At 66.0% G+C, this 13,578-nt stretch carries 14 protein-coding genes and 1 tRNA gene; 4 read left to right on the top strand and 11 right to left on the bottom strand.

Annotated features, from left to right (window positions below):
* Positions 1-10: 10 nt before the first annotated feature.
* The 6 genes from H3309_RS03810 to lepB form a co-directional block, all read right to left on the bottom strand.
* On the bottom strand, positions 11-1,153 hold the full coding sequence (locus H3309_RS03810) for a phosphoserine transaminase (protein WP_182297449.1): 1,143 nt from the start codon (positions 1,151-1,153) through the stop codon (positions 11-13).
* An 800-nt stretch (positions 1,154-1,953) separates the two neighbouring features.
* Positions 1,954-2,856, bottom strand: a complete 903-nt coding sequence (locus H3309_RS03815; protein ID WP_182297450.1) for a hypothetical protein — start codon at positions 2,854-2,856, stop codon at positions 1,954-1,956.
* 52 nt (positions 2,857-2,908) lie between these two features.
* Complete coding sequence (locus H3309_RS03820; RefSeq protein ID WP_182297451.1) at positions 2,909-3,364, bottom strand: HlyD family efflux transporter periplasmic adaptor subunit; 456 nt, start codon at positions 3,362-3,364, stop codon at positions 2,909-2,911.
* A gap of 525 nt (positions 3,365-3,889) precedes the next feature.
* Positions 3,890-4,777, bottom strand: a complete 888-nt coding sequence (gene era, locus H3309_RS03825) for a GTPase Era (RefSeq protein ID WP_182297452.1) — start codon at positions 4,775-4,777, stop codon at positions 3,890-3,892.
* Complete coding sequence (gene rnc, locus H3309_RS03830) at positions 4,774-5,439, bottom strand: ribonuclease III (protein WP_182297453.1); 666 nt, start codon at positions 5,437-5,439, stop codon at positions 4,774-4,776. The genes era and rnc overlap by 4 nt, the downstream gene beginning before the upstream one ends.
* Positions 5,436-6,155 carry a signal peptidase I gene (gene lepB / locus H3309_RS03835; RefSeq protein WP_182297454.1) on the bottom strand — a complete coding sequence of 240 codons (720 nt, stop codon included), beginning with the start codon at positions 6,153-6,155 and terminating at the stop codon, positions 5,436-5,438. Before lepB ends, rnc begins: the two co-directional genes overlap by 4 nt.
* A 74-nt stretch (positions 6,156-6,229) precedes the next feature.
* On the opposite strand from lepB, the gene pgi reads away from it, so the two are divergent.
* Positions 6,230-7,768, top strand: coding sequence for a glucose-6-phosphate isomerase (gene pgi, locus H3309_RS03840; protein WP_182297455.1), 1,539 nt, complete (start codon positions 6,230-6,232; stop codon positions 7,766-7,768).
* A 77-nt stretch (positions 7,769-7,845) separates the two neighbouring features.
* On the opposite strand, the gene H3309_RS03845 is transcribed toward pgi, so the two are convergent.
* On the bottom strand, positions 7,846-9,030 hold the full coding sequence (locus H3309_RS03845) for a serine hydrolase domain-containing protein (protein WP_182297456.1): 1,185 nt from the start codon (positions 9,028-9,030) through the stop codon (positions 7,846-7,848).
* 57 nt (positions 9,031-9,087) lie between these two features.
* Between H3309_RS03845 and H3309_RS03850 the strand changes: the two genes are divergently transcribed.
* A tRNA-Val gene (locus H3309_RS03850) sits at positions 9,088-9,160 on the top strand.
* A 209-nt stretch (positions 9,161-9,369) separates the two neighbouring features.
* On the opposite strand, the gene H3309_RS03855 is transcribed toward H3309_RS03850, so the two are convergent.
* From H3309_RS03855 to rpsU, 4 genes are read right to left on the bottom strand one after another with little or no spacing between them, the layout of a single operon-like run.
* On the bottom strand, positions 9,370-9,762 hold the full coding sequence (locus tag H3309_RS03855; protein WP_182297457.1) for a hypothetical protein: 393 nt from the start codon (positions 9,760-9,762) through the stop codon (positions 9,370-9,372).
* A 45-nt stretch (positions 9,763-9,807) separates the two neighbouring features.
* Positions 9,808-10,707 (bottom strand): hypothetical protein, encoded by a 900-nt coding sequence (locus H3309_RS03860; RefSeq protein WP_182297458.1) that lies wholly within the window; start codon positions 10,705-10,707, stop codon positions 9,808-9,810.
* Positions 10,708-10,711: 4 nt separating this feature from the next.
* Positions 10,712-11,242: an FKBP-type peptidyl-prolyl cis-trans isomerase gene (locus H3309_RS03865; protein WP_182297459.1), complete on the bottom strand. Its 531-nt coding sequence runs from the start codon at positions 11,240-11,242 to the stop codon at positions 10,712-10,714.
* A 3-nt stretch (positions 11,243-11,245) separates the two neighbouring features.
* Complete coding sequence (gene rpsU, locus H3309_RS03870) at positions 11,246-11,452, bottom strand: 30S ribosomal protein S21 (RefSeq protein WP_182297460.1); 207 nt, start codon at positions 11,450-11,452, stop codon at positions 11,246-11,248.
* 164 nt (positions 11,453-11,616) lie between these two features.
* Between rpsU and H3309_RS03875 the strand changes: the two genes are divergently transcribed.
* The gene (locus tag H3309_RS03875; RefSeq protein ID WP_182297461.1) at positions 11,617-12,261 is read left to right on the top strand and encodes a COQ9 family protein; all 645 of its coding nucleotides are present in this window, start codon (positions 11,617-11,619) and stop codon (positions 12,259-12,261) included.
* A gap of 71 nt (positions 12,262-12,332) precedes the next feature.
* On the top strand, positions 12,333-13,190 hold the full coding sequence (locus H3309_RS03880; RefSeq protein ID WP_182297462.1) for a hypothetical protein: 858 nt from the start codon (positions 12,333-12,335) through the stop codon (positions 13,188-13,190).
* Positions 13,191-13,578: the final 388 nt, after the last annotated feature.

Raw genomic sequence — 13,578 nt, forward strand, 5'->3', positions numbered from 1 at the left:
TGGGCGCGGATCAGGCAGAGACGGTGGCGTGCGCCCAGTCGAGCCAGGGTGTCAGCGCTTCGAGGTCGGCGGTGTCGACGGTGGCGCCGCACCAGATGCGAAGCGAGGGCGGCGCGTCGCGGTAGCCGTTGATGTCGAAGGCGACGCCTTCTTTTTCGAGGCAAGCGGCGATCGCCTTCGGGTCGCCGTCCACCTGGATGCAGACGCTGGTGTTGCTGCGGGTGGCGGGGTCGGCGGCGAGGTTGCGCGCCCAGGCGGAGCCGTCCATCCAGCGTTGCAGCGTGCCGGCGTTGGCGTCGGCACGGGCGCAGAGCGCGGCGAGGCCGCCGATCCCGTCCGCCCATTCCAGCGCGTCGATATAGTCCTCGACCGCGAGCATGGAGGGCGTGTTGATGGTCTCGCCCTCGAACAGGCCTTCGATCAGCTTGCCGCCCTTGGTCATGCGGAAGATTTTGGGGAGCGGCCAGGCGGGGCTGTGCGATTCCAGGCGTTCGACGGCGCGCGGGCCGAGGATGAGGATGCCGTGGCCGCCTTCGCCGCCCAGCACCTTCTGCCAGCTGAAGGTGGTGACGTCGAGCTTGGCCCAAGGCAGCGGCACGGCGAAGGCGGCGCTGGTGGCGTCGCACAGGGTGAGGCCGGCGCGGTCGTCGCGGATCCAGTCACCATGGGGCACGCGGACGCCCGAGGTGGTGCCGTTCCAGGTGAACAGCACGTCATCGTCCTGGTGCACGCGGCTGAGGTCCGGCAGGTGGCCGTAGTCGGCCTTGATGACGGTGGGGTTCAGTTTCAGCTGCTTGACGGCGTCGGTCACCCAGCCTTCGCCGAAGCTTTCCCAGGCGAGCGCGGTGACGGGGCGGGGGCCGAGCAGGCTCCACATCGCCATTTCATAGGCGCCGGTGTCCGACGCGGGGACGATGGCGATGCGGTGGGTATCGGGCACGCCGAGCAGGCGGCGGGTGAGGTCGATGGCGAGTTTCAGCCGGGCCTTGCCGATCTTGGCGCGGTGGGAGCGGCCGAGCGACTCGGTGGCGAGCGCGGCGGCGGACCAGCCCGGCCTTTTCGCACAGGGTCCGGAAGAGAAATGCGGGCGCCCAGGGCGGAGTTGGGGTTTTTCGGGCGCGCGGACGGGCGCGGCGGGGGTATGGTCGGTCATATTCTCTCCTTACAGAGAGCGCGCGCCGCGTTGGGACGGCGTGGCCCGGGGCTGTGAGTAGAGAGGTTTGGTGGAGGGGGCAAGGGCGCTGCGCAGCGCGGCGAGAAATAGCGGGGCGAAGCCCGCTATTTCGAGACTCGCGCAAGCATGGCCGGCGTGCGGTTGGCCGGTGGCCGACCGACACGTCCGACAGCGTGGCTTGGCCACGCTCTTTCTTCTTTCCTTTTGTTCTTCTCGCCCTTTCCGCCGCAGCGTCATCCCGAGTTCGCGCGGCTTGGCCGCGCAGGGACTGTTGGATTTTAGAAGGTTGGCCGAAAAAAGTGACGCCCTGAATCAAGGGATTAGTGGAAATGGTCGGTTTTCTGCGCCACGTCGGGTGTTGGTGGCACCATGGATGCTGAACCAAGTTCAGCAGGACGGGGGGTTGTGTGGGACGGTGGGGCTGTTGGCGCTGAGGGTTTCACCCCCTCCGCGGCGCCTTCGACGCGAGTCGCTTCCCTTACAGGGTGAGATCACGCGCTGTTGGTTTGTTGCGGGCAGGAAACTCGGAAGGTTTTGCGCAAAAAGTGACAGCCTCAATCAAGGGGTTAGCGACTTTAGGGGTTTTGGGCGGGGCTGTGGAGTGGCTGCTGACTCGATGATGCCAATATGGTTAGCAGATGCAGGGGGATCTGGCAAGCTGTTTTGTCACTGGCTGGTGGTGTCGGTTCGAGGTGAGGTTCGACCCTAATTCTGTTCATTTAGTAAACTGTCACCGTAATAACCCGCAATACTTCCACCGTAATTTACAATAAAGTGCGCTAAGCGCCGGTATCGGTCTGCACGCTGTACGCTACTTCTTGCTCAATCAAATTTACAGAAAGAATCCCGCCGGAATTTTTGACCAATGCCCTGATTAATTGCGCGGAACGCATTATTGCAGTCTGCCAGCTGGCCTCGGCAACCCAAGCGGATTCTCGCTCGCCTAACATTAATGGAATCTCGCGCAATAGGTCTGAGTCCACCTCTTCAATACCTTCTAACATGTTATTGTCCTGCATATAAGCAAAGACCCGCTTCGCGATCCCCTCTTCAATATCTCGCGCTTTCGCGCCGTCCTCTACCCTGTCAATGAGTGCATTACTTTTTCTCTTAATTCCCAGCAACTTACGCATTACCGGAGACCAGCCGACATAAGTCATGAAGCAGATGTGTATAGGATCATGAAAGCGATAATAATCGTCTTTGTACTCGTTATCGTCAATAGGATCTCCAAACTGTTGCCCGTCTGGCCCTAATATAACTGTTTGCTTAATCTTTCTAGCAGTTAAGTCACGTGTTGTGAAAAACTGAAAAGTCATCTTATCAGGAAACTGCTCATGCGTTTCACCGACGAAGAACCTCTGCGGGTCAAATAGCGTAGGTGTTTTGGTTCCGTACAGACGATTGACGCTCTCAAGATTGTGTTTTGCAATGTCGCTAAGTTTTAGGCCAGATGAGTTTGCCACAGCCGCGATATACCAAAGTATATCCCCCAGACTATCGCGGATAGCGATTGACATGCCTCGACGAGTTCTCTGCTTTCGATAATACCTCTTGAATATTACAGACAGGTTGCCGACTTTTGATTGAAGGGCAAGAACTTGCACTGCTGTCTTGAATTCTCCGTCCCCAGGAGTGTGGTCGGTGGCGTATGCCAAATTCTGATATTCGTCCAAGTCCACGCCGATACTTTTATCATAGCTATGGACACGTCGCAACCGACCTAGCAGTTCACTATTGAAATGGCTCGGAAACATCATGCCGCTTGCGGATCGCACGTGCACCCCATCCAGCATCGTTGGGTCGGTCGCTGACGCTTCGCGTCGCCTTCGACTTCCCCACTCTACGTTCGCTGCGCTCACGTGGGGGGAGGGGGACGAAGCGCATGAAGAGGAACGCATTGACCTTGATGCGCACGGGCTGGTCTTCCCGCACGAACCCCGCATCCTTGTTGAGCATCCGCGCCTCCACATGCAGCCCGCCCCGCTCAGGCACCACCGTCATCAGCCGTTTGGCCGGCTGCACGACGCCCCCGACGGTGTGCACGCTCAGCTGCACCGCGCCATCGACCGGGCTGGTCAGGCCCTGCAGCCCCTCGCGCCGGGCGGTCTTGGCCAGTTCCTGCGTCCGCGGCAGCGCATTGTCCTCGGCCACAGCCAGTTTCGCCGCCGCGTCACGGACGAATGACACCCTGATGCGCGTTGCCGGTCCCCTCCGCTCGCCGGCGGCGTGCACATCGATGGTGCGGGCGCGTTCGATGCGCTCCTCCTCTTGTCTGCAGAACTGGAGTTTGCTCGAGAAGCCTTGGGCTGCCAAGGGGCGGCGTGGGTTCAGCTGCTTGTTGAGCAGGGGCAGCGGCTTCGGCTGGAGATTTTTTTGTCGCGCGCGGTGTGCGGAATGGGCCCCGGGTCAAGCCCGGGGTGACGGGGTAGTGGGACGGATGGGTTGTCATCGGCGAGGGTTTCACCCCTCCGGCCCTTCGGGCCACGTCCCCCTGCAGGGGAGGATCTTGGTGTTGGCGAGGCCCCCCTCCGCTCGGCTGCGCCGAGTCGCTCCCCCCTTGGCCACCTCACAAACAAGTTTGTGGGGACCCCTGTTGTGGGGGGGAGACGGCGTGGTGGTGTGCTGGTGCGACGATTGCGCTGTCATGCCGACCGCCCTCACCCCGCTCGTGCTGACGCACGAGTCGCCCTCTCCCGCAAGCGGGAGAGGGGATCACTCCACCCACTCCAGCCCCAGGTCGCGCCAGCTTTGGCGGTCGTCGGCCCAGCCGGGGCGGACCTTGACGTGGAGGAAGAGGTGGACGCGGCGGTCCAGCACGCGCTCCAGTTCCAGGCGCGCGGCTTCGCCGATTTGCTTGATGCGGGTGCCGCGGGCGCCCAGGATGATGGCTTTCTGGGTGTCGCGCTCGATCAGGATCTGCTGGCGGATGGCGGCGCTGCCGTCTTTCCTGTCCTCGAACGTCTCGGTCTCCACCGCGGCGGCATAGGGGAGTTCGGCGTTCAGTTGCAGGTAGAGCTGCTCGCGGGTGATTTCGCTGGCGAGGAGCCGCGTGGTGGCGTCGCTGACCTGGTCTTCGGGGTAGAGCCAGGGGCCGTCGGGCATGGCGCGGGCGAGCGCGGTTTTCAGGTCGGGGATGCCGTCGCCGCTCAAGGCGCTGACCATGAAGGTTTCGGCGAAGGGCAGCTTCGCGTGCAGGGTGGTGGCGAGTTCGAGGAGGGCGGCCTTGGGCGCGATGTCCACCTTGTTCAGCACCAGCCATTTGGCGCCGGGGCGGGGGGCGAGCGCGTCCGCGACCTGCATGACGCCGCCCTTCAGGCCGGCCTTCGCGTCCACCAGCAGCAGCGTGACGTCGGCGTCGGTCGCGCCCTCCCACGCGGCGGCGACCATGGCGCGGTCCAGCCGGCGGCGGGGGGCGAAGATGCCGGGCGTGTCCTGAAGCAGGAGCTGCGCCTGGCCTTCGATGGCGATGCCCATCAGGCGGGTGCGGGTGGTCTGCACCTTGGGGCTGACGATGGCGACCTTCTGGCCGACGAGCGCGTTGACCAGCGTGGACTTGCCGGCGTTGGGTGCGCCCAGCACGGCGACGACGCCGCATTTCATGGCGCCACCTGCTGCATCAGGGCGCGGGCGGCCTCGGTCTCGGCATCCTGCTTGCTGCCGCCCTCCGCCTCGACGGGCGGGTGTGGGGAGACGGTGAGGCGGACGCGGAAGCGCGGCGCATGGTGCGGCCCGAAGCGGCCGAGCAGCTCATAGAGCGGATCGCGCGCCCCGTGCGCGGCCGCCCATTCCTGGATGGCGGATTTGGGATGCTTCGCCGGGCCGGCGGCGGCGCTGACCAACGTCGCCCAAGCGGACAGGATGAAGCGTTCGGCGACGCTGACGCCGGCGTCGCAATAGAGCGCGCCGATCAGCGCCTCCACCACATCGCCCAGGATATTGTCGCTGTCGGAGCCGCCGTCGGCGCGGGCCTGGGTGCCAAGGCGGACGTAGGCCGGCACGTCCAGCGCGCGGGCGACGGTGGCGCAGGTTTCGCGGCTGACCAGCGTGGCGAAGCGGCGGGTCAGCTGGCCTTCGCTTTCGTCGGGGAAGCGCTGGTACAGCCAGGCGGCCATCACGGCGCCCAGCACCCGGTCGCCCAGGAACTCCAGCCGTTCATAGTTGATGCCGCCCAGGCTCTTGTGGGTCAGGGCGCGGTCGAGCAGGCTGGTGTCGGCGAAGCGGTGGCCGAGGCGGGTCTCGGCCCAGGCGAGCGCGGCGCTCACCGGATCGCCTGGCCGATACGGGGCCAGCGGATGCCGCCCTCGCCGGTGGAGAAGAAGATGCGCGCCGGGCGGCCGACGACGGCATCCATCGGCACCAGGCCGACGCCGCCGTCGGTGCGGGGCACGCGGCTGTCGGCGCTGTTGGCGCGGTTGTCCCCCATCAGGAACAGCCGGCCGGCGGGCACGGTGATTTCGGCGCGGTTGGCGAGCGGCCCGGTGGTGGCGTCGGCGATCAGGTAGCGGTGGCCGTTCAGGCTTTCGTGGCACCTGCCGCCGGTGGCGGGCGCGCAGGGGATGGCGGCGCCGTTCAGGATGATGCGGCCATCGCGGACGGCGACGCGGTCCCCGGGCAGCGCGATCAGGCGTTTGACATAATCGGCGCGGATGCCGTTCTGCAGCTTGAAGACCACGACATCGCCGCGCGCGGGGGTGCGGCCGAACAGGCGACCGGCGCCCAGCGGCAGGCGAAAAGGCAGGGCGGCGCCGGACCAGCCATAGGCGGTCTTGTCGACGAACAGGAAGTCGCCGACGAGGAGGCCAGGCTCCATCGAGGCGGAGGGGATGTTGAAGGGTTCGACGAGGACGATGCGGATGCCGAGCGCGACGAGCGCGGCGGCGACCAGGAGGCGCATGGTGCGGCCGACACGGGCGGACAGGCGGGCGCCGCTGGCGATCTGGGCGTCGCGCAGCGTTTCGAGCGAGGGCTGTTCCGGCATGGCGTGGCGGTGGCGGGGCGGGGGGGCAAAGTCAAGCACTGGCCAGCCGCGAGGGGCTTGGGTAAGCATTCGTCATGACAGGACTTCTTCCTTCGAAAAGCCGCGAATGGGCGGCGTTGCGGGCGCTGGTTGGGGCGGAGCGGCCGAGCTTGCCCGACCGTTTTGCCGGGGATGACGCGCGGCTGGCGCGCTTTTCCCTGGAGGCGGCGGGGATTTATTTCGATTTCTCCAAACTGCACTGGGGGCCGGCGGAGCTGGCCGGGCTGACACGGCTGGCGGAGGTGGCGGACCTGGCGGGCTGGCGCGCGAAGCTGGCGGCGGGCGCGGTGGTGAACGGCAGCGAGGGGCGGGCGGCGACGCACATGGCGCTGCGCGCGCCCGACCGGCGCGCGGCGCATGCGGCGACGAAAGCGCTGGTGGAGCGGGTGCGCGGCGGAGTGTTCGGGGATATCGCGCATGTCATCCACATCGGCATCGGCGGCTCGGCGCTGGGGCCGCAGCTGCTGGTCGATGCGCTGGGCGCCGGCGGCGACGGCCCGGCGGTGCAGGTGGTGAGCAACATCGACGGCGTGGCGCTGGCGCGGGCGTGCGCGCTGTGTGATCCGGCGCGGACGTTGCTGGTGCTGGTGTCCAAGACCTTCACCACGCTGGAGACGATGACCAATGCCGACAGCGCGCTGGCCTGGCTGGCGGCGGGCGGCGTGGCGGACCCGAAACGGCGGGTGGTGGCGGTGACGGCGGCGCCGGACAGGGCGCGCGCCTGGGGCGTGCCCGACGGCCAGACGCTGGATTTCGCCGAGAGCGTGGGCGGGCGCTACTCGCTGTGGTCGGCGGTGGGGTTGCCGCTGGCGCTGCGCTGCGGCTGGCCGGCGTTCGAGGCGCTGCTGGACGGCGCCGCGGCGATGGACGCGCATTTCCTGGCGGCGCCGTTCGAGCGCAACGCGCCGGTGCTGGCGGCGATGGCGGACGTCTGGGCGGCGGCGTTCCTGGGCTGCGCGACGCGCGGCATCTTCGCCTATGACGAGCGGCTGCGGCTGCTGCCGGCGTTCCTGCAGCAGCTAGAGATGGAGAGCAACGGCAAGCGGGTGACGCGCGACGGCACGCCGGTGGATTTTCCCACCGCGGCGATCAGCTGGGGCGGGGTGGGGACGGACGCGCAGCATGCGGTGTTCCAGCTGCTGCACCAGGGCACGCACGCCGATCCGCTGGAGTTCGTGGCCGTCGTGGAACCGGGCCATGGGCTGGGGGGCAGCCATCACCGGCAGCTGCTGGCCAATTGTTTCGCGCAGGGGGCGGCGCTGATGGCGGGACGCTCCGCGGAGACGGCGCTGGCGACATCGGGCGGCGACCCGGTGCTGGCGGCGGCGAAAAGCTTCCCCGGCAACCGGCCGAGCGCCACGATCCTGCTGGCGCGGCTGGATGCCTTCGCGCTGGGGGCGCTGCTGGCCTTTTACGAGGCGCGGACGTTCGGCGCCGCGACGCTGATGGGCATCAACCCGTTCGACCAATGGGGCGTGGAGCTGGGCAAGGAGATGGCGACCGCGCTGTCCGGCGGCGTGCCGGACGGGCTGGATGCCTCGACGCGGGCGCTGCTGGGGCGGGCGGGGTTGTAGCGGGTCACTCGGTTCGGGCGGAGAGACCCCCTCCCGCTCGCTCGCGCGAGTCGCCTCCCCCACAAGGGGGGGAGGAGCTATAGGGCGGCGTAGATCATGGTGCGGAGCTGGCGGCGGATCGGCCAGGTGCTGCTGGGGATCAGTTGCGTCAGGAAGATGACGGTCAGTTCCTCGGTGGGATCGATCCAGAAGAAGGTGCTGGCGGCGCCGCCCCAGAAATAATCGCCATCGTTGCCGGCGACGCCGGTTTTGGCGACATGGGTGGTGCGCGCGAAGCCCAGGCCGAAGCCGACGCCGTCGTACGCTGCCTCTGAAAACAGCGACTGTGAAAGCGCTGGCAGGTCCACCTGGCCGGGAAGATGGTTGGCGGTCATCAGCTCCAGCGTCTTGCGGCCGATCAGGCGGGGGGTGCCGGTGCGCAGCGCCTCGGCGAACGTCAGGTAATCGGCGGCGGTCGAGACCAGCCCGCCGCCGCCGCTGATGAAGGCGGGCGGCGACTGGAAGCTGCTGGTCGCGGGATCGTCCTGCAGGGCGATGGTGCCCGCCTGTGTCGGTTGATAGCAGGCGGCGAGGCGGGCGCCCTGGCCGGCGGGGACGCTGAAGCCGGTGTCGGCCATGCCGAGCGGATCGAAGATGCGCCTTGCCAGGAAGCTTTCGAACGGCTCGCCGGCGATGACCTGGATCAGCCAGCCGAGCACGTCGGTCGAGACGCTGTAGTTCCAGGCAGTGCCGGGGGAGAATTCCAGCGGGATCTTGCCGAGCGCGTCGATCATGTCGGCCAGCGTGCCGGCCTTTTCGATCTCGCCGATCTTGGCCGCGCGATAGGCGGCGTCAACGTTGCTGCGCAGCTGGAAGCCGTAGGTCAGGCCCGAGGTGTGGCGCAGCAGGTCGAGGATGGTCATCGGACGGTCCGGGCGGCGCGTCTGGAAACCGGTGCGGTGGGTGCCGGCGACGAAGACGCCCAGATCCTTCCAGGCGGGGATATAGCGGTGCACGGGATCATCGAGCGAGACCAGGCCGTCCTCCACCAGCATCATGAAGGCGACGGAGGTGACGGGCTTGGTCATCGAATAGATGCGCGTGATCGTGTCCGGCGCCCAGGGCGTGGCGGTTTCGGCGCTGGCCTGCCCAAGGCAGCGGTTGTGAACGGTGGCGCCGCCCTGCGCGATCAGCAGCTGCGTGCCGGCGAGACGACGCGGATCGATGTAATGTTTCTGGATGAAGGCATCGATGGCGGCGAGACGGTTGGCATTCAGGGGCATTTTTTGTCCTTTGCGGGAGCGCTGCCGTCCGTTATCGCATGGCCGTTCGCGCGGGAAGGGCGGTTAGCTCAGCTGGTAGAGCGTCTTCTTTACACGGAGAGGGCCGGCGGTTCGAACCCGTCACCGCCCACCGCGCAGCGCGGCGAGGAATAGCGAAGCTATTCCAAGACTCGCGCAAGCGTGGCCGGCGGGGCGGAGGGCTTGCCCGATGAACCCGTCCGACAGCGTGGCTTTGCCACGCCCTTTTTCCTTCCCCTGTTCTTTTTAACGTTCGACGCGCGGGCTGCTGCTCGTTTCGCGCGGCTTTGCCGCGCAGAGGCCGTCGGGTTCGCCGCCAGCCTACCCCAACCACCCTCGCCGCCGCGCCACCCACGCCAGCGCCGCGAACCCCGCGGCCGCGGCCAGCACCGCCGCCCCCAGCACCGGCTCCGCCGCCGGGGAATAGGCCAGCACCCACCCCCAGTTGATCACCGCCGCCGCCAGCGACAGCAGCAGCAGCGGCAACGCCCAGTTCCGCGCCGCCACCAGCCCCACCGAGCCGGCGACCCCGGCAAAGACGCCGGTCGCAAACGCCGCCGTCACCAGCGCCGGCATCGCCGGTCCCGGCAGGGCACCGCCCGCCACCCCCACATAAACAAGGTAGTTCCACACCCCCACCACGTTCCATGCCACCGCCAGCACCCCCACCGCCCGCAGCCAGCCCGGCGCGCCCGCACCCGTCATGCCGTTCATGTTCTTTCCCTCCCCCGATGGTCCCCGTCGATCCCCCGCCTCCGCTCAGCCGGCGAAATCGCAGGTCAGCACCCAGCGTTTTCCCGGCCGGTCCAGCTCGATGCTGCCGCATTTGCCCAGCACATCCATCCCGATGATCAGCCAGGGCGCCCGCCCGCGCTCCTTCTTCGCCGTCACCACGATCGTGTCCGCCTCATCCTCCGCCGCCGTCGTTCCGGCCTTCGCCCGCGCGTCCAGCAGTTTCGCCCGCTCCTCGCTGATCCGCGCCACCGGCGCCACCAGCGGCAGCCACATGAAGCTGGCGCCCGGCGTCACCCGCATCCGCTCATAGGGCAGCGCCACCCCCGGCACCGGCTCCCACAGCCCCACCGTGCCGCCGCGCTTCAACAGCCCCTCGCCCTCCAGCGCCGCCGCCGCGCGCGCGTTCATGATCGTCGTTTTCGTCTCCAGGTCCAGGCTCACCCGGATGCGCTCGCCGCCGATGTTCGCCCAGGCCTGCGCGTCGCCGGTGCCACCGCGGGGGATGACGATGGTCGCGCCACCCGCCGGCGCGCGCGGTTGCCGGATCAGCACGCGCGGCGCATCGATCGCCATGACCGAAACCACCGCGTCGTGCTTCGCGTCGAAGCGCTTGTCCACCCATACCGTCGGCGTGCTGCCCGCCTTGGTGCCCGCCACGCTGACCGAATAGAAATTGCCGCGGAACACCGCGCTGCCGCCGGGGATCAGGTTGCCCGTCACCGTCCGCTTGCCGATCAGCGGGAAGGCGCGCAGCCGCGCGGCGGTGGCGTCCGCCAGGCTCAGCACCAGCGCCCGGTCGAACGCCAGGCTCACCCGCGCCGGCAGCGTGGTGCGCTTGATGACGATGTTCGTGACCGGCGCCGGATCGGCGACCAGCTCCACGGGGGCGGAAAGCGCCGGCGCCGCGATCAGCAGCGCCAGCAAAAGGCTATTGCTTCGGCGCAATCGCCAGCAGCTGCACATCGAACACCAGCACCGCGTTCGGCGGGATCACCCCACCGGCGCCGGCCGCGCCATAGCCCAGCTGCGGCGGAATGGTGAAACGATATTTGGCGCCCGTGTTCATCAGCTGAAGGCCCTCGGTCCAGCCGGGGATCACGTCCGCCACGCCGAACGCCGCCGGCTGGCCGCGCGCCACGCTCGAATCGAACACGGTGCCGTCGGTCAACCGGCCTTCATAATGCACCAGCACGGTGTCCGCCGCGGTCGGCTTCGGGCCGGTGCCCTCGGCCACCACCTCATAGTGCAGGCCGCTGTCGGTGGACTTCACGCCCGCCTTGCTCGCATGGCTTTCCATGAACGCCTTCGCCTCATTGGCTGGCCCCACCAGCTTCGCCGTGCCGGCCCAGGCGACCGCGGCGACAACGCCCAGCGCCACCGTGCCCACGATCACCCATTTGGCCAGGCCGTTGCCCGCCTTGCGGGCACCACCACCAGCGCCAGCCTTCGCGTCGGCCATGGCTTATTTCACGCCATCGCGTTCGGCGCGCTTGCGGTCCAGCTTGCGCGCGCGGCGAACGGCGGCCGCCTTCTCCCGCGCCCGCTTTTCCGACGGCTTTTCATAATGCCGGCGCAGTTTCATCTCGCGATACACGCCTTCGCGCTGCAACTTCTTCTTCAGCGCGCGCAGCGCCTGGTCCACATTGTTTTCGCGTACGAGAATCTGCATCCGGCCATTCGCTCCGTTCACGCGACAGGCCTCAGCATGACCCGCGCTTGTCATAGAAAAGTGTCGCCGGCAGACAGCCCACCGACGGGAAGCGCGGCGCATAGCAGACCCCCGCGACAACGTAAAGCGTGCATCCGCCGCCGCCTTGCCGCTATACGGGCGCCATGGAAGACCTGACGCTCGACGAACTCCGTCCTCGCCTTGCCACCGCGCTGCTGGCGCATGTCCCCTTCGACGGCTGGAGCCGCGCCGCGCTCGCCAATACCGCCAGCGACATCGGCGTCGATCCGGACGTCGCGGCGCTCGCCTTCCCGAACGGCGCGCCGGACATGATCGCTGCCTACATAGGCACCGCCGACCAGGCCATGCTCGCCGCCTGCGCCACGCCCGATTTCGCCGCGCTGAAAATCCGCGAGAGGATCACCCGCGCCATCCGCGTCCGCTTCGAGGCGGCCGAACCGCACCAGGAGGCGATCCGCCGCGCATCCGCCATCCTCGCGCTGCCCGGCAACGCCGCGCTCTCCGCCCGCCTGCTCTGGTCCACCGCCGACGCCATCTGGCGCGCCGCCGGCGACACCAGCACCGATTTCAACCACTACAGCAAACGCGCGCTCGCCAGCGCCGTCTATGCCAGCACGCTGCTCTACTGGCTGCAGGACGACAGCGAAGGGCGGAGCGCCACCTGGGCCTTCCTGGACCGACGGATCGCCGGCGTGATGCGGATCGAGAAACTGAAGGCTCGGTTCAAGGGCGCGGAAGGGTTCAGCCCGCTGCGGTTTTTGGGAAGGCTGCGGTATCCGGCGGGGTAGAAGCGTGGCCCCGATTTTGAGGAGACGAAGGCAGCTTGAGGGAATAGCAATCTAACCTTATTATAATGGGCATGGAGCAAGCCGATTCTTCCCCGAAAAAGCCCCACCGCACTTGGGAAAAGGAAGAGCAATGGCATTGGGAGCAGGAAGAAGCGGCCCGCCTAGCCGAAGAGCAGCGCGTTGCCGAAGAGCGTGAAGCGGCTATCGAGCAGATGGTAAGCTGGTTCTTTGACAACTTTGAAGATCCTCAGAACAAGATGCACTATGATAGCGAAGACGAGGTTTATTATTACCCATATGGTGGTCCATTTGATGCAGCTGACGTACTCAGCTCGTTTGTAAACGACTATCCAAAAAGGGAATGGATAGAGGCTGCCGTTGAACGTATTCAGCATAGCGGCACTTATGAATGGGCACCGACGTCACATGGTGAATATTACGAGCATCCAGAACATGATGTCGATGAAGCTGATTTAAGCGTCAGCGCTGCATTAGACAAAGCTGATGCGATTGGAATACTGCTTGCCAAGGTAGATCGCCTTGAACGGCGGTTGGATGAAATTGCGCCAACCTATGGCCACAATGGCGCACCCGATGAGGTTGGCGTTCCACCTTATGACAATGAAGACCATGACAGGCTCAAGGAGTTAGTTGCCGTTGTCAGAAATGAACTTTCAAACGAAACCCCAGATAGCTCGATCCTTTATGCGGAATCCGAGAAGGCCGCTTCGATAGCGGCCAAAGTAATCGCATATGCATCGAAGATTGCAGATACCGCTGTTCAAGAGTCAACCAAAACTGTCGCAAAATATGGTACACTGTTAGGCATGGCGCATTTCACTGGATTCGATCTGGCGAAATTTGGTGTCGAGCTGGCCAACCTGTCCAGTGACCTTATTGCACTCGTAGCAAAATTCTTTTCCCCCTGATCGGTATCACGTTGTCACCAGCGGAAATCGCTACTTGGGTTGTGGTAGAAGTTACGGTGACTGCGGTGATAGTTTATTTGATGACCAAAAATGACTCCATGGCCAATGCCGCCAGCCTCGGCCGCCCGAAAAAGCTTGCCAAATTGATCCGCTTTTGATAACCACATTGGCATCATCAAGTCCCAATCCAACAGGCACCCACACTGCGCGACCCGCCCCAAACCCCCGAAATCGTTAACCCTTTGATTCAGCCTGTCACTTTTTTCGCAAAACCTTCCAAGTTTCCTATCCGCAACAAACCAACAGCCCGTGATCTCCCTCTGTAACCGGGGTCCCCACAAACGTGTTTATGGGGTGGGATGGGGGAGGGACCCGCGTTGAAGACGCG

The sequence above is a fragment of the Sandaracinobacteroides saxicola genome, from assembly GCF_014117445.1.
GTDB classification, from domain to species: domain Bacteria; phylum Pseudomonadota; class Alphaproteobacteria; order Sphingomonadales; family Sphingomonadaceae; genus Sandaracinobacteroides_A; species Sandaracinobacteroides_A saxicola.